The organism is Pedobacter sp. UBA5917, assembly GCF_002432345.1.
GTDB lineage: Bacteria > Bacteroidota > Bacteroidia > Sphingobacteriales > Sphingobacteriaceae > Pedobacter.
Map to the genome: position 1 here is coordinate 1 of NZ_DJDT01000351.1, position 20,602 is coordinate 20,602.

23 protein-coding genes are annotated in these 20,602 nt (G+C 39.1%); 13 read left to right on the plus strand and 10 right to left on the minus strand.

What is annotated here, in order from left to right; all coding sequences use genetic code 11:
- The first annotated feature begins 173 nt into the window (after positions 1-173).
- The 3 genes from mnmD (at position 174) to B2V92_RS24510 (ending at position 3,399) form a co-directional block, all read left to right on the plus strand.
- The gene (gene mnmD / locus B2V92_RS24500; RefSeq protein ID WP_293313055.1) at positions 174-842 is read left to right on the plus strand and encodes a tRNA (5-methylaminomethyl-2-thiouridine)(34)-methyltransferase MnmD; all 669 of its coding nucleotides are present in this window, start codon (positions 174-176) and stop codon (positions 840-842) included.
- A 419-nt stretch (positions 843-1,261) separates the two neighbouring features.
- Positions 1,262-2,209: an aldo/keto reductase gene (locus B2V92_RS24505; protein ID WP_293313057.1), complete on the plus strand. Its 948-nt coding sequence runs from the start codon at positions 1,262-1,264 to the stop codon at positions 2,207-2,209.
- An 80-nt stretch (positions 2,210-2,289) separates the two neighbouring features.
- Positions 2,290-3,399, plus strand: coding sequence for an AI-2E family transporter (locus B2V92_RS24510; RefSeq protein WP_293313059.1), 1,110 nt, complete (start codon positions 2,290-2,292; stop codon positions 3,397-3,399).
- On the opposite strand, the gene B2V92_RS24515 is transcribed toward B2V92_RS24510, so the two are convergent.
- Positions 3,382-3,630: a hypothetical protein gene (locus B2V92_RS24515; protein WP_293313060.1), complete on the minus strand. Its 249-nt coding sequence runs from the start codon at positions 3,628-3,630 to the stop codon at positions 3,382-3,384. The two genes, B2V92_RS24510 and B2V92_RS24515, sit on opposite strands and share 18 nt — an antisense overlap.
- A 69-nt stretch (positions 3,631-3,699) precedes the next feature.
- Between B2V92_RS24515 and B2V92_RS24520 the strand changes: the two genes are divergently transcribed.
- Positions 3,700-4,149: a DoxX family protein gene (locus tag B2V92_RS24520; RefSeq protein ID WP_293313062.1), complete on the plus strand. Its 450-nt coding sequence runs from the start codon at positions 3,700-3,702 to the stop codon at positions 4,147-4,149.
- Between the two features lie 19 nt (positions 4,150-4,168).
- Positions 4,169-4,975, plus strand: a complete 807-nt coding sequence (gene mazG, locus B2V92_RS24525) for a nucleoside triphosphate pyrophosphohydrolase (RefSeq protein ID WP_293313063.1) — start codon at positions 4,169-4,171, stop codon at positions 4,973-4,975.
- 142 nt (positions 4,976-5,117) lie between these two features.
- Here the strand turns inward: mazG and B2V92_RS24530 are convergent, their stop codons facing one another.
- Entirely contained in the window at positions 5,118-5,501 is a 384-nt protein-coding gene (locus B2V92_RS24530; protein ID WP_293313065.1) for a YchJ family protein, read from the minus strand.
- A 75-nt stretch (positions 5,502-5,576) separates the two neighbouring features.
- Here B2V92_RS24530 and B2V92_RS24535 point away from each other — a divergent pair, with 75 nt between their 5' ends.
- Entirely contained in the window at positions 5,577-6,377 is an 801-nt protein-coding gene (locus tag B2V92_RS24535) for a tRNA pseudouridine synthase A (protein WP_293313067.1), read from the plus strand.
- A 36-nt stretch (positions 6,378-6,413) separates the two neighbouring features.
- Positions 6,414-6,854, plus strand: coding sequence for a hypothetical protein (locus tag B2V92_RS24540; protein WP_293313069.1), 441 nt, complete (start codon positions 6,414-6,416; stop codon positions 6,852-6,854).
- Between the two features lie 108 nt (positions 6,855-6,962).
- On the opposite strand, the gene B2V92_RS24545 is transcribed toward B2V92_RS24540, so the two are convergent.
- Complete coding sequence (locus B2V92_RS24545) at positions 6,963-8,183, minus strand: ABC transporter permease (protein ID WP_293313070.1); 1,221 nt, start codon at positions 8,181-8,183, stop codon at positions 6,963-6,965.
- Between the two features lie 180 nt (positions 8,184-8,363).
- Here B2V92_RS24545 and B2V92_RS24550 point away from each other — a divergent pair, with 180 nt between their 5' ends.
- Both B2V92_RS24550 and B2V92_RS24555 read left to right on the plus strand, forming a co-directional pair.
- A complete protein-coding gene (locus B2V92_RS24550) occupies positions 8,364-9,632 on the plus strand; it encodes an exo-beta-N-acetylmuramidase NamZ family protein (RefSeq protein ID WP_293313071.1) in 1,269 nt (422 codons plus the stop codon).
- A gap of 220 nt (positions 9,633-9,852) precedes the next feature.
- Positions 9,853-10,059: a hypothetical protein gene (locus tag B2V92_RS24555; protein ID WP_293313073.1), complete on the plus strand. Its 207-nt coding sequence runs from the start codon at positions 9,853-9,855 to the stop codon at positions 10,057-10,059.
- Between the two features lie 152 nt (positions 10,060-10,211).
- Here the strand turns inward: B2V92_RS24555 and B2V92_RS24560 are convergent, their stop codons facing one another.
- The 4 genes from B2V92_RS24560 to B2V92_RS24575 all read right to left on the minus strand — a co-directional run bounded on the left by B2V92_RS24560 (position 10,212) and on the right by B2V92_RS24575 (position 13,798).
- Positions 10,212-11,807: a S8 family serine peptidase gene (locus B2V92_RS24560; protein ID WP_293313075.1), complete on the minus strand. Its 1,596-nt coding sequence runs from the start codon at positions 11,805-11,807 to the stop codon at positions 10,212-10,214.
- Between the two features lie 266 nt (positions 11,808-12,073).
- The gene (locus B2V92_RS24565) at positions 12,074-12,670 is read right to left on the minus strand and encodes a DUF4142 domain-containing protein (RefSeq protein WP_293313077.1); all 597 of its coding nucleotides are present in this window, start codon (positions 12,668-12,670) and stop codon (positions 12,074-12,076) included.
- Between the two features lie 59 nt (positions 12,671-12,729).
- Positions 12,730-13,176 carry a GNAT family N-acetyltransferase gene (locus B2V92_RS24570; protein WP_293313079.1) on the minus strand — a complete coding sequence of 149 codons (447 nt, stop codon included), beginning with the start codon at positions 13,174-13,176 and terminating at the stop codon, positions 12,730-12,732.
- Between the two features lie 130 nt (positions 13,177-13,306).
- Complete coding sequence (locus B2V92_RS24575) at positions 13,307-13,798, minus strand: YajQ family cyclic di-GMP-binding protein (RefSeq protein WP_113948827.1); 492 nt, start codon at positions 13,796-13,798, stop codon at positions 13,307-13,309.
- A gap of 76 nt (positions 13,799-13,874) precedes the next feature.
- Here B2V92_RS24575 and B2V92_RS24580 point away from each other — a divergent pair, with 76 nt between their 5' ends.
- The 3 genes from B2V92_RS24580 (at position 13,875) to B2V92_RS24590 (ending at position 17,547) form a co-directional block, all read left to right on the plus strand.
- Positions 13,875-14,504, plus strand: a complete 630-nt coding sequence (locus B2V92_RS24580) for a hypothetical protein (RefSeq protein WP_293313084.1) — start codon at positions 13,875-13,877, stop codon at positions 14,502-14,504.
- Positions 14,505-14,605: 101 nt separating this feature from the next.
- A complete protein-coding gene (ppk1, locus tag B2V92_RS24585; RefSeq protein ID WP_293313086.1) occupies positions 14,606-16,666 on the plus strand; it encodes a polyphosphate kinase 1 in 2,061 nt (686 codons plus the stop codon).
- Positions 16,666-17,547: an exopolyphosphatase gene (locus B2V92_RS24590; RefSeq protein WP_293313088.1), complete on the plus strand. Its 882-nt coding sequence runs from the start codon at positions 16,666-16,668 to the stop codon at positions 17,545-17,547. The genes ppk1 and B2V92_RS24590 overlap by 1 nt, the downstream gene beginning before the upstream one ends.
- A 312-nt stretch (positions 17,548-17,859) precedes the next feature.
- Here the strand turns inward: B2V92_RS24590 and B2V92_RS24595 are convergent, their stop codons facing one another.
- Complete coding sequence (locus tag B2V92_RS24595; RefSeq protein WP_293313090.1) at positions 17,860-18,219, minus strand: DUF5655 domain-containing protein; 360 nt, start codon at positions 18,217-18,219, stop codon at positions 17,860-17,862.
- Between the two features lie 67 nt (positions 18,220-18,286).
- On the opposite strand from B2V92_RS24595, the gene B2V92_RS24600 reads away from it, so the two are divergent.
- On the plus strand, positions 18,287-18,448 hold the full coding sequence (locus B2V92_RS24600; protein ID WP_293313092.1) for a hypothetical protein: 162 nt from the start codon (positions 18,287-18,289) through the stop codon (positions 18,446-18,448).
- A gap of 228 nt (positions 18,449-18,676) precedes the next feature.
- Here B2V92_RS24600 and pgl read toward each other — a convergent pair whose 3' ends face one another.
- Together pgl and zwf are read right to left on the minus strand one after the other, a co-directional pair.
- Positions 18,677-19,402, minus strand: a complete 726-nt coding sequence (gene pgl / locus B2V92_RS24605; RefSeq protein WP_293313094.1) for a 6-phosphogluconolactonase — start codon at positions 19,400-19,402, stop codon at positions 18,677-18,679.
- 93 nt (positions 19,403-19,495) lie between these two features.
- A partial coding sequence (gene zwf / locus B2V92_RS24610; RefSeq protein WP_293313096.1) for a glucose-6-phosphate dehydrogenase occupies positions 19,496-20,602 on the minus strand: 1,107 nt, incomplete at its 5' end.

Sequence of the window (20,602 nt, forward strand, 5' to 3'; positions counted from 1 at the left end):
ACTAAAGACCAAAGCTGAAAGAACCATAATCAGTGTAATCTATCAATCTGTGCAATCAACCTCAAAGAGAAAAAAGACCAGAGCTGAAAGACAAACAAGATCCTGAAATCTAGAAATCATACCAATCCTGTTCCTATATTTGCAGCACTAAAAAATCAATAAAATCCTAATCCATGAATATTATCACGCCTACTGCCGATGGTTCCAATACACTTTACAATGAAACCATTGGCGAACACTACCACAGTAAACATGGCGCATTACAGGAGAGCAAACACGTATTTATTGATGCAGGTTTAAAGTTCGCTTCTGCTAACCAATCAGAAATTTCCATTTTGGAAGTGGGCTTTGGCACGGGATTGAACTTTATTTTAAGTTTCGAATACTGCGAAGCAAACAATATTAAACTCAATTATACCAGTATAGAGGCCTTTCCGCTTGCAAGTGAAGTAATTGAGCAAACAGGCTATTCGGCCTATGTTCCAAACAAAATATGGCCTTATTTTATTTCCAACTATCCCGATGCATTAAAAGTACCCAAACAACTAACTTCGCTTTGCGCATTGGAAATTCCACATACAACCCTGGCCGAATACAAAACCGACCAAAAGTTTGATGTGATTTATTACGACGCTTTCTCGGTTCAGCACCAGCCCGAAATGTGGAGCGACGAAATTATAGCACACGCCTGCAGTTTCTTAAAACCCGGCGGAACTTTTGTTACCTACGCCATTACCGGAAAACTGAAAAGAGCGGTTAAAGCCAATGGATTTACCATCGAAAAATTACCAGGTGCACCGGGGAAAAGAGAGATGTTACGCGCAGTGAAGGCTGGTATGTAAGATGGAAGAGGTATAATGGATGATGGGAAAGTCCGAGGTCAGGCGTCCGAAGGTCCGAAGATAAAATTGCAAAAAACCGCTCTTTGTGTCTTCGTGCCTTGGTGGTTAAATAGTCCATAGTCGGATGTCCGATGACCGAAGATAAAATTGTAAAAAACCTCTCTTTGTATTTTCGTGCCTTGGTGGTTAAATAGGCCATAGTCGGATGTCCGATGACCGAAGATAAAATTGCAAAAACCGCTCGTCTTCGTGCCTTTGTGGTTAAAAACCCTGTACGCGAACAGCCCCCCCAACCCCATGCCCTCTGCGCCTTCATCTCTGCGCCCTCTGCGGTTAAAAAAATCATTTTGACACAATTCAGACCGCCTACCAAAACCAGTACTTTCTAAATTTGTTAACATAGCATTAACAATCGTACCATGGAAAAAAGAACCTTAGGAAAAACAGATTTAAATATTGCGCCCATTGTATTTGGGGGAAACGTTTTTGGCTGGACAATCGACGAGCAGAAATCATTTAAAATATTAGATCAATTTATAGGCAGCGGATTCAACTTTATTGATACCGCCGATGTGTATTCGCGCTGGGTGCCCGGAAATAATGGCGGAGAATCGGAAACTATTATCGGCAGCTGGCTTAAAAAACATAATAAACGCCACGATGTAATTATTGCCACGAAAGTAGGTTCGGATATGGGACAGGGCAAATCGTTAAAGAAAGATTACATCATCAACGAAGTAGAACATTCTCTATCACGTTTACAAACCGACTATATCGATCTTTATTTTTCACATTTTGACGACGAAAGCACCCCTGTTGAAGAAACCCTTAGTGCCTATGAAACATTGATCAAGGCCGGAAAAGTACGCTGGATCGGGGCTTCGAATTTTTCTGCCGACAGGTTAAAAGAATCACTGCTTTATTCTACCGAGCACAGTCTGCCCCGTTACGAGGTTTACCAGCCCGGCTATAACCTATACGATAGAGAGGTATTTGAACAGGAACACGAAAAAATCTGCCTGGATAATGGTTTAGGCGTAATTACTTATTATTCGCTGGCAAGCGGTTTTTTAACAGGGAAATACCGTAGCGAAGATGATCTGAACAAAAGCCAACGCGGCGGAGGTGTTAAAAAGTTTCTGAACGAACGCGGTTTCAGGATTTTAGATGCCCTCGATCAGGTTTCAGGTAAACACCATGTAGAACCTGCCTCAGTAGCTTTGGCCTGGTTGATTTATCATTCTTCTGTTACGGCCCCAATTGCCAGTGTTACCGATTTAAGTCAGTTGAAATCATTCACCGATGCAGCAAACTTAACATTATCGGCCGAAGATATTTCACTTTTAGATCAGGCAAGCAGGTATTAAAAAAATAATCCCTTATATTTAAATGCCCGATTAATGAAACAATTACTCGGGCATTTTGTATTAAACAGGATTTAAAATTTATGAAAGACAAACTATCATTTCTACCCAAACTTGCACTGGTACTTTTCTGTTTAATCAGTTTAACCTACATTGCCATTTTAGGTCAATCGTTGTTGGCACCACTGCTATTTTCTTTTCTAATGGCAATTTTGTTGCTACCTGTTGGCAATTTTCTCGAACACAGGTTAAAATTTAAAAGAGGATTATCTACCCTGGTTTCCGTAATTCTGATGATTGCCGTAATTGGCGGTATTATTTACTTTTTTGGCAATCAATTGAGCGATTTATGGGCAGATTGGCCTTTATTAAAGGAAAAAGCCAATGTTTCGTACCACGAACTCCAAAAATGGATTTCACATACTTTTGGTGTAAATTCCCAAAAACAGCTCGATTATTTAAATGATAGTACAGAAAAAGCATTGGCAACCAGTGCGGCAATAGTAGCAACAACACTGGCAACCCTGTCTTCTACCCTATTATTTTTAGGTTTTACCCTGTTATTTACCTTCTTCATCTTAAATTACCGCAGGGTTTTATTTACCTTCTTAACCTCTGTTTTTAGAGAAGAGCATAAAGAAAAAGTAAGTGAAATTGTAAGTCAGATCCAGTATATCATAAAAAAATACATCATTGGTTTATTCTTACAGATGCTGATTGTTACCGTACTGATGATCACCGTATTGAGCCTTTTAGGCGTAAAGTATTCTGTATTATTGGGTTTAGTGGCCGGAATATTTAATGTTGTACCCTATTTAGGGATCTTTTTTGCCTTATTAGTGAGTTGTTTAATCACTTTTGCAACAGCCGGTGCAGGTAAAGTACTTTTGGTTTTAATTGCTTTTGTGGGTGTTCATGCTGTGGATGGAAACGTTTTAATGCCGTTGGTGGTAGGCTCCAAAGTGAAAATCAACGCTTTATTTGCATTTATCGGCATCGTAGTTGGCGAAATGATCTGGGGGATTTCGGGCATGTTTTTATGTATCCCCTACCTCGCCATGTTAAAAATTATATTCGACCGGGTAGATAACCTTAAACCCTGGGGTATTTTAATGGGTGAAGAACATAAACCCGATAAAAAGAAACGTGTTTACAGGATCACTAAAAAAATTAAATTAGAGGAAAAAGATTAAAATGGCCGAGAACAGATCGCCGCATATTTTAAGCACTTCTGCAAACTTATTGGGAATCTGCTTTATTGTACTTACTTCCTTAAAAAAGCTTGCCCTTACCGATGGCTCCCTCATTGATGAGTTTGCTGTGGCGGCCGTAATGTTTTTTATGACCAGCTGTATTTTATCTTTTATCGCCATGCGGAGGACAAAAACTTCGAGCCAACGGCTCGAAAAAATAGCAGATTTCATATTTTTATCAGGATTAGTGATATTGTTCGTAGCAACAATATTAATTGCATTTAACCTGATAAAATAACAATGAAACCTTTACTTGTATTGCTCTTTGTGTATGTAGCGCTATTGGCTTTTGGCGGGCACACCACTTTTGATAAAGGAAATATCTTTGCTGGTAATATCGCCATGGGTGTGATGTTGCTTTTTACCGCCATCGGCCACTTTAAATTTAAAACCAGCATGGCGGCAATGATCCCGTTGTTTATCCCCCAAAAGGTAGAGATTGTACTTTTCACAGGTGTGCTCGAAATTTTATTCGCCATAGGCTTAAGCATAGAAAGTACCCGGTATTACACCGGAATAGCGTTGATTATCTTTTATATTGCCATTTTACCGACCAATATTTATGCGGCAAAACACCGTATCAATTACGAAGACCTCTACAAACCCGGCCCAGGGCCAAAATATTTATGGTTCAGAATACCTTTTCAGCTTTTCTTAATCGCCTGGGTTTGGTATTTTAGCGTCCGATAATTTACCTCAATAACAGCACATGCCAAACAACCCGATTCCAGCCTCTGCAAATAATCCAGCCGATGCTTTTACGCGCTTGCTTACCGTTTTAGATACACTTCGCACCCAGTGCCCATGGGATAAAAAACAGACCATGGAAACCCTGCGCCATTTAACCATAGAAGAAACCTACGAGTTGAGTGATGCCATTTTGGATGGTGATTTAAATGAAATTAAGAAAGAACTTGGCGATGTAATGATGCATCTGGTGTTTTATGCCCGCATTGCTTCCGAAACCAACGATTTTAACATTACGGATGTTTTAAACGGTGTTTGCGATAAGCTGGTAAACCGCCACCCACATATTTACGGTGATGTTGAAGTACAGAACGAGGAAGATGTAAAACGCAACTGGGAACAGATTAAATTAAAAGAAGGTAATAAATCGGTATTGGCAGGTGTACCATCTTCATTACCTGCTTTGGTTAAAGCAGCCCGCATACAGGAAAAAGCACGTGGCGTGGGTTTCGACTGGGAAGATAAAAACCAGGTGTGGGAAAAGGTTGAGGAAGAACTGCAGGAATTTAAAACCGAATTTAACGTAGCGGATAATACGGCTATTGATATCGAAAAAGCAGAATCAGAATTTGGTGATGTGCTTTTCTCGCTGATCAACTATGCACGTTTCATCAATATCAATCCTGAGAACGCGCTTGAAAAAACAAACAAGAAATTTATCAAACGTTTCCAGTACCTCGAAACCAAAGCCAAAGAGAATGGTAAAGCCCTTGCCGATATGACACTTGCCGAAATGGATGTATATTGGAATGAGGCGAAGAAATTGTAGATAAGAGATAACTTCCCCTCGTCATACGTCATTCCAACATGAGACGTCATGCTGAATTTATTTCAGCATCTTTCATGCAAGATTGACCCTGAAATAAATTCAGGGTGACGACTTTATCGGTGTACGCCAATAAAACTTAAAATTATTCATAAAAATCCCCATCAACATAATACCACCGCCCATCTTCTAACTTAAAATTAGATTTTTCGTGCAGCACCTCGGTCTGGAACTTTTTATTCAGGTAATAAGCTTTAAACTCCACCACATCAAAAACCGAAAAAACAATTTCGAGTTTGAGCCATTTGGTATTTTTTGCACTGTTTAAATAAGCATTTTTTGAGTGGTTTTTCCTTTTACTGCTGTGTGTGGTTTCGTAAAGATAATCTGCATCGGCCACTACAAAAGCCGAATACCTCGACCGCATTAAAGCTTCGGCAGTAGGTGCAGTTTTCGTTTTTAAATGATAGGGCTGGCAGCAATGCTGAAAAGCCAATCCGCTTCCACAGGGACAGTTTATTAAATCCATAATCAAAATTTACAGCGCAAAAATAGCTTTTAATCTTACGGCTGCTAAAATTTGCGTAAAATTGCAGCGAAAATAATGAGATACTTCTTCCACATCGCTTATCAGGGCCAGCATTACAATGGCTGGCAGAAACAACCAGGTGCCATCAGTGTACAAGATGTTATTGAAAAAGCGCTGAACCAGATTTTTAAATTTCCGGTGCCGATTATCGGATGTGGCAGAACGGATGCCCATGTACATGCCAGTCAGTTTTTTTTCCACGCAGATATTGAGATCGAATTCGATTTCGACCTGCTTTACCGCTTAAACAAAGCCTTACCACAAAATATCGCCGTTTTCGATATCATTAAAATGGAAGGCCTGCCACATGCCCGTTTTGATGCTGTACAGCGCCGGTACGATTATTTTATCCATACTTACAAAGATCCTTTTTTAAGCAACCAGAGTTCTTTTTACCTCGAACCTGGGCTCGATCTGCATAAAATGAAGGAAGCGGTAAGTTTATTGCCAAAATATAAAGATTACAGGGCATTTTGTACACAACCCAATAAGTACGAGCATACCATCTGTAATGTAATGGAGGCCGATCTGTTTGTAAACAGTAAAGGCGACCGCATCCGTTTCCACATAGCCAGTAACCGTTTTTTAAGTAAAATGATCAGGATATTAATGGGTAAGATTTTAAAAGTGGGCAAAGGCGAACTAAGTATTGATGCCTTTGAAAACCTGCTGATTAGTTTAGAAACGCCCAAAACATTAGATCCGGCACATCCAACAGGGCTTTATCTCTCAAAAGTAACATATCCGTATCTCAACCTCCAGCCCCGTACCGATTTTATACATAGTATGCAGGGAATAGAGTGGATTTCTGTTTAACTGTAGCGTTTTCAATTTGAGCTCCGTTTAAGGGGTATGAAAGCTGCAATCTATATTCTCTTATTTACCTTATGCCTTTCTTTTGGTTGTAAAAAATCAAGCAGAGTTGATGTAATTACCGAAGGCAATTACACCGGCGTACTCGTGGTAACCAATAGTGTTAAATCAGTACCCGAAACCACACCTATTTCGATTACGTTAAAAGACGGCAAATTCAATATTACAGCCAGTGGAAATTTAAAACCAGCTGGTGGCAAAGGAACCTATGCTATTAAAAATGGTATTGGCAATTTTGTGGATGAAGGCATTTGGACTGCCGATTTCGATTGGAACAGGATTTTAAACGGCGAGTATAACGTTAAAAGCAGTGGAGTAGATTTAACCCTGACAAGAAAAGCCAATCCTCAAACACATATAGATCCGGCCACATCGTACGCTACATTGACCTATGAGTATATTTTAAAAAGGGTTGATTAACATTAAAAATATCAAATTACGCATAACCGTAATTTATAAAGAAAAATCTTAGGTTTAGGTTTGCTTGGGCGCCGGGTTTGATCTGTCCGGTGACCCAAGTTTTTTTCATTATTTAAACCTGATGGCTTTTAACGGAGAAACCTTGCTGATCAATAGCGAAGGGATAATCAGAACGGTTAAACATACTACAATCGTAATTACGTTAAGCGCCAAAACATCGATAAAATGGAATTCGATCGGCGCATAAGCCAAAAAGTACGAAGCCTGGTTAAGTTTAAAAATATGTGTCGATTGCTGTAAAAAACCAAGCCCCAAGCCTAAAATATTCCCTAAAAGCAAGCCAATCCCTACCAGATAAGCGGAGTTGTAAAGAAAAATCTTCATGATACTCCAGTTGCTTGCCCCAAACGATTTCAGCATCCCGATCATATTCGTACGCTCCAAAATCATAATCAACAATGCCGTAACCATGTTGATCACGCCTACAATCAGCATTAAAATCAGGATTACGTTTGTATTTACGTCGAGCAGACCCAACCAGGTAAAAATATTCGGAAAATTTTCTTCAATAGAATAAGAGCGGAGATTACGCGGCAAACTTTCGTAAATATTATCGGCAACTGGTTTAAGTTTATTAAAATCTTTAATCCTGATTTCTATACCGCCAATTTCATCCGGTTTCCAGTTATTTAAACGTTTGATGATATTCAGGTTGCCCAGCACAAAACCCTTATCAATATCCTCTACCCCGATATCGTAAACACCAACTATTTTAAATTTCCGCGGTCTGAGTTGATTCTGTACAAAATACATGATAAAATCATCACCTGTTTTTAGTTTTAACCGCTTTGCTGTATAGTTCGAGATCAACAGTTCCTGCATTGCAGCCGTGCTATCAGAAAAATCAATAATGGTACCGCTAATGATGTGCTGTTTGATGTAATCCCATTTATAACTTTTATCTACCCCTTTAAAATTGATACCCTCTATCTCACTATTGGCCGAAAGAATAGCCGGCTTTGTTGCAAAAGGATAATAAAATTCGATATCGCGGTTGTTGTTGAGCATTTTCTGCGTTTGCGCATCCAATACAAAAGGCGAATGTTCAAAAGAATTGTTCAGGTCGTAACGTGTAATCTGTACATCGCCAAGGTATCCCCTCACTTTATCCTGAATTTCCGTTTTAAAACCTTTAATGATGGCAATGGAAAGGATCATAACAGCCAAACTCAACATCACGCCTGCTATGGCTATGCGGACAATCAGTTTAGAAAAGGTACGTTCCGATTTAATGGCTATACGCCCTGCTATGAAATATTCGAAATTCAATTTAATCAATTGTTAAGTAACAAAAATGCTCAATTCCTTTTAAAAAATGGCATTTTCGGAAATAAATAACCAACTTTAAACATCAGGGATCAGCTTACAATACGCAAATATCAATAGCATAAATCAAAATATCGGCTTAATTGTTTTGTTATCATACCGGAAGATTAGAATAATAAGAAAATGAAAAAATATTTCTGCTTTGCTTTAACAGGTTTAATTGCATTATCAGCCTGCGGACAGCCAAAACCATTGGAACAGGAAATTGGAAAAGGAAAAAATCTGGAAAACAGGAAACTGTTGATCAGGACACCAAAACTGCCATCAACACTTAAAACAGGAGCCGAACAGACCGAAAAATACCTTCCATTGCTAAAAGGGAAACGTGTTGGTATGGTGGTTAACCCTACATCGGTTATCGGTACGCAAACTTCGGTTGATAGCCTGTTAAAACACGGAATTAAAATCCAGAAAATATTTGGTCCGGAACATGGTTTTAGGGGCAATGCAAGTGCCGGTGTTACCGTTAACGATGATGTTGATACCAAAACAGGCATAAAAGCAATTTCGCTTTACGGTAAACACAGTACCCCTACCACCGAAGACCTCGCCGATATCGACGTTATGGTTTTCGATATCCAGGATGTGGGCGTACGTTTTTACACCTACATTAACACGCTTCAGCATGTAATGGAAGCCTGTGCGGTAAACAATAAACCACTGTTAATTTTAGATCGGCCAAATCCGAACGGTTATTTAATTGATGGTCCGATTTTAGACCCTAAATTTAAGTCGGGCATCGGTGTACAACCTATTCCCATTGCCCATGGTTTAACCGTTGGCGAATATGCACAGATGTTAAATGGCGAAGGCTGGTTAAAAGATAAAGTGAAATGTAAAATCACCATTATCAAAAATGCAAATTACAACCACGATATGGAGTATACTTTACCCGTTAAACCATCTCCGAACCTTAATACGCAACAGGCTATTCTACTTTACCCATCAACCTGTTTGTTTGAGGGTACTTATTTAAACCACGGGCGTGGTACCATGTTCCCTTTTACCGTTGTTGGAGCACCTTATCTGAAAGGGAAATTCGACTTCAGTTTTACCCCAAAAAGCATAAAAGGTATGTCGGAAACCCCATTGTTCCAGGATCAGGTTTGTTATGGCCTTGATTTGAGAAATTATGATACTGCAGAACTGGTTAAATCAAAACAGGTTAACATCAGCTGGTTGATTGAACTATATAAAGCTTCACCAAGGAAAGAAGATTTCTTTAATACCAAATTGAGCAAAGAAATGGGCACAATTGAAAGACTGGTTGGTGTAGCCGATTTCAGGCAACAGGTAATCGACGGTAAAAGTGAAGCGGAAATCAGGGCGAGCTGGGAACCTGGATTAAGTGCCTATAAAACGATGCGTAAGAAATATTTGCTTTATAATTAAGGATTGAATCTTGAATGAGAGATTGATTGAATGAAGGATTGAATGAGAGAAGGGTTGAGTTTTGAATGAAAAAATGATTGATTGATAAAGGCATTTTTTCAAACTTAACAGATTAAGGATTGTTATTAAATAAAGGATTAGGTTGGGCATGCGCAACATTTCAACCTTAAAACTTTGAAACATTCAATCATTCAAAATTCATTCATTTAATCATTTAAAAATGAGCGGTCCAAAAGTTACAAGCGATAAACCAGGAAGCAATTACCAGGAAGAAGTACCTAAAGGCAGGCAACCTGTTGACCATAAAACGGTGAGAAAAGAAAACGATAGTGTACCGAATAAGGCTCCGAAAACCAACAATCCGGCAAAACAGCGCGAGCAGGAAGAACAGCCTGTGCACCCGATAAAAAAGGCTCCAAAGGAGTAGTTTACATAAAATCATCATCTCGACCGAAGTGGAGAGATCTACCTAGAATGCAGTGTCCTTTAAAAGATCCTTCGACTACGCTCAGGATGACAATTCAATAAAAGAGTTATCGCATCAACTGTGTTGTGCTACGCTCGAAATGACGAGTAGTTTTATTTATAAGTAGCAGCTAATTTTAATGCATTATAAGCATTTACAATTCCACCGCTGATACAAAGATCAGAGAAAGGCACAGAAACTTTTTCTGCGCCAGGTTCTTCGCTTTTAGCATACTCTACGTTATGGTTAACTTTGGTAACCGATTTAACAATAATCTCTTTTACCTGTGCAGCAGTTAATTTCGGATAATAAGAACGGATCAATCCGGCCAAACCGGCCACAACCGGAGAAGCCATACTGGTACCATCTAAGTTTTTGTATTTAGAATCCGGTACGGTTGAATAGATCTGTACACCCGGAGCAAAAACATCTACCTGAGTTTTACCGAAGTTAGAAAAACTTGCTTTAAGTGTTTCGTCGTCTTTCGGACCCGAAGCACCAACTGTAATCCACGATGCGATGGTTTTTGCATCTAAGTCTTTATGGTTAGGGAAATTGTTTTCTACGTCGATGTTTTTGTTCTCGTTACCGGCAGCCTGTACGATCAATACATCTTTAGAAGCCGCATATTTCATCGCTTCATTAACGATTTCTTTGTTCCAGCTATACGCTTTACCAAAACTCATGTTGATTACCTTAGCACCATTATCAACTGCATAACGGATACCATTTGCCACGTCTTTATCTCTTTCATCACCATTCGGCGTACAACGCACGCCCATAATGGCAACATTATCGGCTACACCTAAAATACCCAGTTTGTTCGTTCTATCTGCAGCAATAATGCCTGCTACGTGTGTACCGTGCATAGCATCCGGACCTTTTACATCGTTATTGCCATAAAATTTCTCTTTTACATTGTTCGGATCATCGCCAACTATCGAACGTGGATCGTAATCAAGGTTTAGGTTGTAATTGGCCTGACGGGTATAATAATCCAATCCTTCAACAATCTGATCTTCATAAAAATCCTTAAAACTGCCTTTTTCCAATTGCTGCGATAAAACGGCCTGGATCCTGCCTTCGATCTGTGTAGATGGTTTGAAGTTCTTAAAATCTTCTACGGTCGGGTTTTCTTTGCCGATTTTTTTTACAACAGCATCCAATGCACCTTTAAATCCGGTTATACCAGCTAGATTTTCTTTAGCCTCAGCCAGTTGTTTTTCCAAATCTGCACGCTCTGCTTTAAAAGCCTCCCAATCTTTTTTGTCTTTTTCGCTAACGTTTGCATCTGTGGTATTGGCAAAACGGTCCTGATCACGACGCACTAAACGCGTTAATTCCAGTGTTTCGAAATTTACAGATTCTTTAGGCCCTCCGATAAAGTTCCAGCCGTTGATATCGTCGATGTAACCATTTTTATCATCGTCTTTGCCATTGCCCGCAATCTCTTTGGTATTTACCCACATAATGCGTTTCAGGTCTTCGTGGTTGGCTTCTACACCGCCGTCGTTAACAGCTACGATTACTTTAACCGATTTTTTGCCTTTTAAAAGTTCTTTATATGCTTTTTCGGTACTGATTCCGAACGTAGTATCACTTTTAAGATCAAGATTTTGCCAATTGGCTTTTTGCGCATTAACTATTGTTGGTACTGCACTTACGAGCGCCAAACTGAAAAGCGTTCTGAAAATTCTACTCTTATTCATTTATTTATTTTTGTATTAAACGCGGAAAGTTAATTTTAATTTTTTTATTGAAAGAAAATGTAAAAAAAAATAGTGGTTTTAGCATGTTTTAATTAGTGGTGGTGGCGCCCTGATCCGATAGCTATCGGATTTATTACAGGGTCTTCTGTGTATAATAGACCCTGAAATAAATTCAGGGTGACGGTGTTTATTAAAGTAACTGATAAAATAAAAAATCCCGAAATAATTATTTCAGGATTTTGAACTTAATAAAAAGAGATTTTAATTTATTTCAAACCTGCTACAATCTTTTTCGCCATTTCATCATGCGATTCGATTACTTTCAGCGTATTGCTTGCCCATGCTTTTACACTTTGATCGCGGTTTTCTAAACCTGTTTTAAACAACGCTACTGTTTTATCATGATCGTTAACCATCATATCCATATAATGCTTGTCAAAAGCCGCACCGCTCATCTTTTTCATTTCATCCAGGTGGATCTGATCTTCAGCTGGCAGTGCATCAGCAGTAATTATTTTTTTGTCTTTTGCGAGGGCTTTTAATTCGGTGTTGGCTTTGGTATGATCGCTAAGCATTTTGGCTGCAAAATCTTTCACCTCGGTGCTTTTTGCATTCTTAGCCGCAATTTTGGCTGCTTCAACCTCCATAATGCCACCAATCGCAGCTTTTCTTAAAAATGTGGCACCAGCTTCGTCAAGGCCCGATTCGGTACTTTCTATACCGGAAACATGATTACCATTTACCATCGGGGTATCGCCGGCAACACTATCTTTCGTCATCGACGATTTTTTATCTGCAGTTTGGCAGGATCCGAATGATAGTACCAGTGCAAAAGCTGTAGGTAATAAAAATATCTTTTTCATGTTTTTCTCTATGTTTTGATGTATATTAAAAACAAGAGAACTTAAGAAAGGTTTTTTGCTTATTCAGCAGCTCTGGTGTAAATATCCGGAATTGCGATGCCCATCTGTCTTTCCGGATGCTCAATTACCGAAAAGCCAAACTGTTCATAAAGGCCATGGGCATCCAGGGTGGCCAGTTGGTAACGGCGCAAACCCTGCAAATCGGGGTGGAAAATCATAAACGACATCAGTTTCTTCGATAAACTCAAACCACGGTAACTTTCTTTTACATAAACATCGCAGAGCCAGGCAAAAGTTGCTTTGTCTGTTACCCAACGTGCAAAACCAACCTGTTCCTGATCTTTATAAATACCAAAGCAAAGTGAATTTTCGATAGACCGTTTTACGGTATCGAATGGGATGTTTTTTGCCCAGTATGATTCCGTACTTAAATAATGATGGATGGCTTCAATATCCAAAAGCTCCTTGTTGTCTGAAAATATAAATCCGTTTTCGCTGATTTCCATGTTTTTTTAGGTTAATCGGTTAAGCGTATAAATCGGTTAACTGCAAAGGTTGGCTAATTTGTTTGAATTGGTTAACTGTTTGAATATACTAAACAGTTAACCGATTAACCAGTTTAAACAGTTAACCCTCTTAGTTACGCATGTTAATATACTGCAATGGCTGTCCGAAATCTTCGCCTCTGCACAAGCTGATTACCGCCTGTAAATCGTCGATTTTTTTTGCCGTTACACGTACCTGATCGTCCATGATAGAAGGCTGCACCTTTAAACCGCTGGCTTTGATTTTCGCAACCACTTTTTTAGCTGCTTCTTTATCCAATCCTTCTTTAATGCTGATTTCTTTCCGGATCATATTACCCGAAGCCTGTTGTTCATCACCAAAATCCAGACTTTTAGGATCAAGGTTCTGTTTCATCATTCTCGAAATGATCGAATCTTCAATGGCTTTTAAGCGCATATCATCTTCGGTTACAATGGTAATTACATTTGCTTTTTTATCCAGATCGATCGTGCTTTTTGAGCCATTAAAATCGTAACGGTTAAGGATTTCTTTTTTTGCATTGTTAACCGCATTGTCCAAAGTTTGCGCGTCAACTTTACTTACTATATCAAAAGAAGGCATGGTTTTAGCTTTAAAGTAAAAAAATAAGTAGATTTAGTAGAAATTAATCTTACCTCACAAAAAAACGAAAAATAATATGAAAACCACTAAACCAAAGTCTCAAAAAAAGATCACCAAGAAAGAAGCCAAAAAACAATTGGAGCAATCTATCACCGACAAATTTTTGGATGTAATCAAAAGTTTAGGGCATGATGTATCGGAAATCAGTACAGAGGTTGGAAAGGCGAGTAAACGGGTGGCTAAAAAACTGACCAAGAAGTTTACCATCGTAAAAGCTGATGTAGGACAAAAGATAGATGAATTGCTCCATGCATCAAAAGAAAAAGCAAAAACAGCGAAAAAACCGGTCGAAAAAGCCGTAAGCAAATCAGAAAAAACGGCCAAAAAAGTGGTTAAAAAAGCCGTTGCCAAAGCCAAGCCTGTGGTACAGAGTGTTAAGGTTGCCGCTATAGAAACTGAAGAAAAAGCAGAAAAAGTTTTAGCTAAACCGGCTGCTGTGGCAAAAAAAGCGGTAGCAGAAACGGCTACAGTTGTTAAAAAGGCAGTAGCTCCGACAGCTAAAGCCCCGGTAAAAACGGCAACAACAGTTAAAAAGACGGTAGCCCCGGCAACTGAAGAAAAAAAGACGGAGCCTGTTGTTAAAAAAACAGTGGCAAAAGCAACACCTGCGGTTAAGAAAGCGGTTAAAACACCCACCAAAAAATAAATTTGTTAACGTTAATACGTAAATGAATTAACATCGATTTAACAAATTAATATGCAGATTTGAGCATCCCTGTTTTTGGCAGGGATTTTTTATTTTTTTAGATGAGCAATAAGAAGATCCCCTTTTTTAACCGTGAAATTAGCTGGCTTTACTTTAACGATCGCGTATTGCAGGAAGCTGCAGACGAAACTGTGCCGCTGATTGAACGTATTAAATTTCTATCCATATTTTCTTCAAATTTAGAGGAGTTTTACCGCGTTAGGGTAGCCACCATGAGCAGGCTTACCAATCTGAATGATAAAGCAAAAGCACTTTTAGGATTTAACCCAAAGAAAATCCTTAACGAGATTAAAAATATTGTGGTAAAGCAGGAAAGAAAATTCGACCAGCTTTTTCAGGCCACTTTAATCAACGAACTTGCCCAGAACAGGATTTTTATTTTAAACGATACCCAACTGAATGTGAGCAGGGGAGAGTTTGTGAAAAACCATTTCAGGGATAAGATTTTATCCAACCTGGTTCCGATTATGCTGGATATGGATAAACCTTTTCCGGAGCTGAAAGACAGGTATCTGTATTTCTTCGTTAAATTATCGAAAAAGGATACCAAAGTAAGGGAAAAGTACGCGATTATTGAGATTCCACCTAATTTACCACGGTTTTTGGTGCTTCCGGAAACGAATGATCTTAAATTTATCATCCTTGCCGAAGATATCATCAGGTATTGTTTGGATGATATTTTCTATGTTTTTACCTACGATAGTTTAGAGGCTTATTCGATCCAGCTTACGCGTGATGCGGAACTGGATATCGACAAAAACATCAACGATAAATTTATCGACGATTTAAAAAGCAGTTTGGAGAAACGTAAAAAGGGAAAACCGATGCGTTTGCTTTACGATTCGGCCATGCCTTTGAATATGCTTACCGTTCTGGTAAATAAACTGAAACTCGAAGCAGAAAGCCTGATCCCAGGTAACCGCTACCATAAATTCGGTGATTTTATTGCCTTCCCGAATGTTGGGAAAAAGGAACTGGAATATGCGCCGAATGTGCCGCTTAAAGTTCACGACCTGCACCGTACGCAGAGCATGTTTACGAAGGTTGCACAACGCGATTACCTGGTTAATCTGCCTTATCAATCGTACGATTATATTATTTTATTTCTGCGTGAAGCCGCGATAGATCCAAAAGTTACCGAAATACAGATTACTTTATACCGTTTGGCCGAAAATTCTAAAGTAATCAACGCCCTGATTAACGCAGCCAAAAATGGTAAAGCGGTTTCTGTTTTATTGGAGCTTAAAGCCCGTTTTGATGAACAGGCCAATATTTTCTGGACCACCCGTTTGATGGAAGAAGGGGTGAAGGTAAATTATGGTTTAACGGATTATAAGGTCCACTCTAAAATCTGTCTGGTTAAACGGATCGAAAAAGAAAAACCTGTTTACTACGCCAACCTGGCAACCGGTAACTTTAACGAAAAAACCGCTGGTTTGTATTGCGACCACAGTATTTTTACCGCCAAAAAGGAGATCACCAACGATCTGGTTAAACTTTTCGATGCCCTGAGCAAACGTACGGTAACAAAAGGATTTAAACATTTAATTGTTTCTCCTCTAGAAAGCCGCTCGAAACTGGTTAATTTTATCAACCGCGAAATCAGGAATGCAAAACAGGGTAAATTGGCCTATATCATGCTAAAAGTAAACAGTTTGGCCGATGAAGGCATAATTTCCAAACTTTACGAGGCGAGCAATGCAGGGGTTAAAATCCAGTTGATCATCCGTGGTATCTGCTGTTTGGTGCCGGGTGTAAAAGGCTTTAGCGAAAACATTACAGCCATCAGCATTATCGATAAATTTTTGGAACACGCCCGTGTTTACATTTTTGGCAACAATGGTAAAAACGACATGTACCTTTCTTCGGCAGATTTAATGAGCCGGAATTTTGAACACCGTGTAGAGGTGGGGTTCCCGGTTTTGGATCAGGATGTGAAACAGGAGATACAGGATATTATCGATCTGCAATTGCAGGATAATACCAAATCGAGGCAAATTAATGCCTTGAACAACAATAAATACCATAAAAACAGATTAAGTAAAAAGATAAGGGCGCAGGTAGACATCTACAACTATTTAAAAACCAAGCATCAATCATAATGTTAAGATACGCAGCTATAGATATCGGTTCGAATGCAGTGAGGTTACTCATTGCTGATATCAGCAAACAGGACGGAAAATATAAATATAAAAAGAATACGTTAATCCGTGTACCATTGCGTTTGGGTGATGATGCGTTTTTAGATCAGCATATTTCGGAGAAAAAATCAGCCGACCTTGTTAAAACGATGACGGCCTTTAAAAACCTGATGGATGTTTACCATGTATCAGAATACCTGGCCTGTGCAACTTCGGCGATGCGCGAAGCCCATAACGGACAGGATATTGTAAAACTGATTAAAGAACAAACCGATCTTACTTTAGAGATTATCGAAGGACAAAGGGAAGCAAATATTATTTATGCCAACCACATAGAAGAGGAACTCGACGAAAATAAAACTTACCTGTATATTGATGTGGGCGGAGGTAGTACTGAACTTTCTGTTTTTGTGAAAGGTGCTCCCGAGGCATCAAGATCGTTTAATATCGGGACCATCAGGATGTTGGATAACCAGGACAAGGAAGAAACCTGGGAAGAAATGAAAGATTGGGTAAAAGAGCATACGAAAGCGTATAAACACCTTGCCGGTATTGGTACAGGTGGTAACATCAATAAACTTTTCCGCATGTCGGACGAGAAGGAAAATGCACCATTATCGTTGCAGAAATTAAATTCGATGTACAATAAGCTTACCAGTTACTCATTAAAAGAACGTATCAATACTTTAGGTTTAAATCCTGATCGTGCGGATGTAATTATCCCGGCCTGCGAAATTTACCTTACTTTAATGAAATGGACAGGAATCAAACAGATTTATGTACCTAAAGTAGGAATGGCCGATGGTATTATCAAGTTATTGATAGAGGAGAAGTTGGATTAAGTAATTCGTGGCGTCGGATGTTACCATCTGACGCTGATATTAATCCTTTAACTGTTGGATGGTAACATCCGACAGCACATTCAAGAATAGTAATCCCCCGCGAATCGTCATCCTGTCCCGAACCTTCGGGATCAGGATCTTTTGAGAAGGATGACTTATGTTATAGATATAGATTTCTCCGTTACGCGTTGCTTCAGTCGAAATGACGGATTGATGTAGTAAGGGCAATTTCCAGCGAACCGTCATCCTGAATTTATTTCAGGATCTTTTTTGGAAAACCATCGTGGCCACATTATAGACCCTGAAATAAATTCAGGGTGACGTATTTTGTTTTATCGCCAGCCTCAAAAAACTTTTCACTTCCTCATTTATATCTTCCTCGAAATAAATCCTTAAATGGTGGTTAAACTGACTGGTTCCGGGTACCTGTGCAATTTTGGTGAAGCACAAATTATCTTCGTAAGCCTGATCGAAAGGAATAACTACATGTACAAAATTTTTGCCCAGTTGCGTAATGTAAGCGAAAGTGCTTTTGGATTCGATGGCAATCATCGATTTGGTAGTACGGAGCTTAACTTCGCCTATTTCGGCCAATTGTTCCATAAAAAAACGGAACAACCCTAAGGTATATTCCGTTTTTCCGTTTAAAAAGTCAGTAGTATCTTTTAGCATTGTTTAATCTTAATTGATTGTAGGTAACAATAATAATTGTTAAACTTGAATATAAAATACAATAAATATGGTAATTGTAGTGAATAAGGAAACTAACGAAAAAGAAATTAAGGATGCTTTGAAGAAAATTAATAATGACCCAAAGAAATCTAAATTGGCAGACTTTTTCGGGGCTTTACCAGATGTGTTTGGAGATGGTTTAAAATATCAAAAGAAAATAAGAATATAGATTTCTCCATTACGCTGCGCTTCAGTCGAAATGACGAGTTTGTTGATGGAGGGGCACATCAAGTAGCGTATTCGTTAATTACTTGCGAACCGTCATCCTGAATTTATTTCAGGATCTTTCCTGCAATAAAAATGTTAAATTAATAACTTCATAATATGGATCCTGAAACAAGTTCAGGATGACGCATTTATGTATGCTATCATCCGTTAACCAGTTTCAGGATTTTTTTTAATCTTCTAATAATTTTGTTGCTGCTTCATCAGTAAACCAGGTTAATTTACCATCAATCGGATCGATTAACTGAGAAGGGTATAAGTCAACATTTTTTTCGGTATCCCCAATCACATGTTTTAATGCTTCAGCTTTGTTTTCGCCAAAAACGAGAAAGGCTACATTTTCTGCCTTGTTGATCAAAGGTGCAGTAAAACTGATGCGGTAAGTATCCAGTTTCTCTACGTAAACCGAAGCTATATTTACTTCTTCATCCTTAACTAAAGTGGTGTGCGGGAAAATTGAAGCGGTGTGCGCATCATCCCCCATGCCCAAAAGGATCAGATCGAATACAATGTCTTCACCTTTGAAATGTTGATCAATGGCTTTTTTATATTCAATAGCTGCTTTTTCAGGTGCTAAAGTGGTATCTACATAAAAAATGTGGTCTTCTTTAATACCAAGCGGATCTAAAATGGCTTTTTTTGCCATTAATCCATTGTAATTATCGTCATTGGCCGGTACGTTGCGTTCATCACCAAAAAAGAAATATACTTTCTCCCAATCAATGCGATGCTCGCCTTCTGTGGCAAGGTAATGGTAAAGTGCTTTAGGAGAACTGCCGCCAGTAAGTACGAAGTTGAAACGGTCGTTTTGCTCGATAGACATTTCTGCAATTTTGATTACATAATCTGCCAGATCCTGGTTAAGTTCTTCTAATGTTTTATATATGAGTAGATTCATCTTATCAATAATAAAGTCGTCATGCTGAATTCATTTCAGCATCTATCTCGAATAAGACCCTGAAATTAATTCAGGGTGACGATTTCTGGGTAATTATTCCTTATTCTTCAATGGCAAGTTAAACCAGTGGAAACCATCTCTTGCAATTAATGCTTCGGCTTCTTCCGGTCCCCAGCTATCGGCAGGGTAGTTAGGGAAATTGATCGATTTTTTGCTTTCCCATGTGTTTAATATCGGCATTACCAATTCCCATGCAGCTTCTACCTGATCGCCACGCATAAACAAAGTCTGGTCGCCCATCATGGCATCCAATAACAGCGTTTCGTAAGCCTCAGGGGTATCACCTTCGTAAGTTCCCTTATAATCGAAAACCATATCAACGGGGTTTAATACCATATCCAAACCTGGTCTTTTCGCCTGAACCTGCATACGGATACTCATTTCGGGCTGGATGCTGATTACCAACCTGTTCTGTTGCCAGTTTTCGGTTACACCTGAAGAGAAAATCTGGTGCGGTACGTCTCTGAATTGAATAGTGATTAACGATGAAGTTTGGTTTAAACGTTTTCCTGTTCTTAAATAGAAAGGAATGCCCTGCCATCTCCAGTTATCGATGTGGAATTTAACAGCGGCAAAAGTTTCGGTATTTGAATGGGCATCAACGCCTTTTTCCTGACGGTAACCCGGTACTTCTTTACCTTCAACCCAACCTTTACTGTATTGGCCGCGAACGGTGTGGAAACGGATATCATCGGCAGAGAAAGGACGCATGGCCTTTAAAACTTCTACTTTACGGTTTCTGATCTCATCGGCATCGAAATTGATCGGTGCTTCCATACCGATTAAACAAAGCAGTTGCAATAAGTGGTTTTGGATCATATCTCTCAAAGCACCCGAACCTTCGTAATAACCGCCACGATCGCCAACGCCCAGCTGCTCGGTTACCGAAATCTGAACGTGATCGATGTACGATCTGTTCCACAATGGCTCGAAAAGGGCATTTGCAAAACGGAAAGCCATCATATTCTGCACGGTTTCTTTACCTAAATAGTGATCGATACGATAGATCTGTTTTTCGGTAAAAATGGTGCTTAATAAAGTATTAAGCTCTTTTGCCGATTCTAAATCGTGACCGAAAGGTTTCTCGATAACAATACGGCTGTTATCCTCATCCTGTGTCAGTTTATATTTCTGTAAACA

Excerpts from the sequence above, each read along its gene's own strand:
- B2V92_RS24590 (WP_293313088.1), top strand. The coding sequence starts at position 16,666 with ATGTTAAGATACGCAGCTATAGATATCGGTTCGAATGCAGTGAGGTTA.
- B2V92_RS24570 (WP_293313079.1), bottom strand. The coding sequence starts at position 13,176 with ATGGAAATCAGCGAAAACGGATTTATATTTTCAGACAACAAGGAGCTT.
- B2V92_RS24580 (WP_293313084.1), top strand. The coding sequence starts at position 13,875 with ATGAAAACCACTAAACCAAAGTCTCAAAAAAAGATCACCAAGAAAGAA.
- mazG (WP_293313063.1), top strand. The coding sequence starts at position 4,169 with ATGCCAAACAACCCGATTCCAGCCTCTGCAAATAATCCAGCCGATGCT.
- B2V92_RS24595 (WP_293313090.1), bottom strand. The coding sequence starts at position 18,219 with ATGCTAAAAGATACTACTGACTTTTTAAACGGAAAAACGGAATATACC.
- B2V92_RS24565 (WP_293313077.1), bottom strand. The coding sequence starts at position 12,670 with ATGAAAAAGATATTTTTATTACCTACAGCTTTTGCACTGGTACTATCA.
- mnmD (WP_293313055.1), top strand. The coding sequence starts at position 174 with ATGAATATTATCACGCCTACTGCCGATGGTTCCAATACACTTTACAAT.
- B2V92_RS24535 (WP_293313067.1), top strand. The coding sequence starts at position 5,577 with ATGAGATACTTCTTCCACATCGCTTATCAGGGCCAGCATTACAATGGC.
- B2V92_RS24575 (WP_113948827.1), bottom strand. The coding sequence starts at position 13,798 with ATGCCTTCTTTTGATATAGTAAGTAAAGTTGACGCGCAAACTTTGGAC.
- B2V92_RS24560 (WP_293313075.1), bottom strand. The coding sequence starts at position 11,807 with ATGAATAAGAGTAGAATTTTCAGAACGCTTTTCAGTTTGGCGCTCGTA.
- B2V92_RS24600 (WP_293313092.1), top strand. The coding sequence starts at position 18,287 with ATGGTAATTGTAGTGAATAAGGAAACTAACGAAAAAGAAATTAAGGAT.
- B2V92_RS24550 (WP_293313071.1), top strand. The coding sequence starts at position 8,364 with ATGAAAAAATATTTCTGCTTTGCTTTAACAGGTTTAATTGCATTATCA.
- B2V92_RS24515 (WP_293313060.1), bottom strand. The coding sequence starts at position 3,630 with ATGAAATCTGCTATTTTTTCGAGCCGTTGGCTCGAAGTTTTTGTCCTC.
- B2V92_RS24520 (WP_293313062.1), top strand. The coding sequence starts at position 3,700 with ATGAAACCTTTACTTGTATTGCTCTTTGTGTATGTAGCGCTATTGGCT.
- B2V92_RS24540 (WP_293313069.1), top strand. The coding sequence starts at position 6,414 with ATGAAAGCTGCAATCTATATTCTCTTATTTACCTTATGCCTTTCTTTT.
- pgl (WP_293313094.1), bottom strand. The coding sequence starts at position 19,402 with ATGAATCTACTCATATATAAAACATTAGAAGAACTTAACCAGGATCTG.
- B2V92_RS24555 (WP_293313073.1), top strand. The coding sequence starts at position 9,853 with ATGAGCGGTCCAAAAGTTACAAGCGATAAACCAGGAAGCAATTACCAG.
- B2V92_RS24530 (WP_293313065.1), bottom strand. The coding sequence starts at position 5,501 with ATGGATTTAATAAACTGTCCCTGTGGAAGCGGATTGGCTTTTCAGCAT.
- B2V92_RS24505 (WP_293313057.1), top strand. The coding sequence starts at position 1,262 with ATGGAAAAAAGAACCTTAGGAAAAACAGATTTAAATATTGCGCCCATT.
- B2V92_RS24510 (WP_293313059.1), top strand. The coding sequence starts at position 2,290 with ATGAAAGACAAACTATCATTTCTACCCAAACTTGCACTGGTACTTTTC.
- ppk1 (WP_293313086.1), top strand. The coding sequence starts at position 14,606 with ATGAGCAATAAGAAGATCCCCTTTTTTAACCGTGAAATTAGCTGGCTT.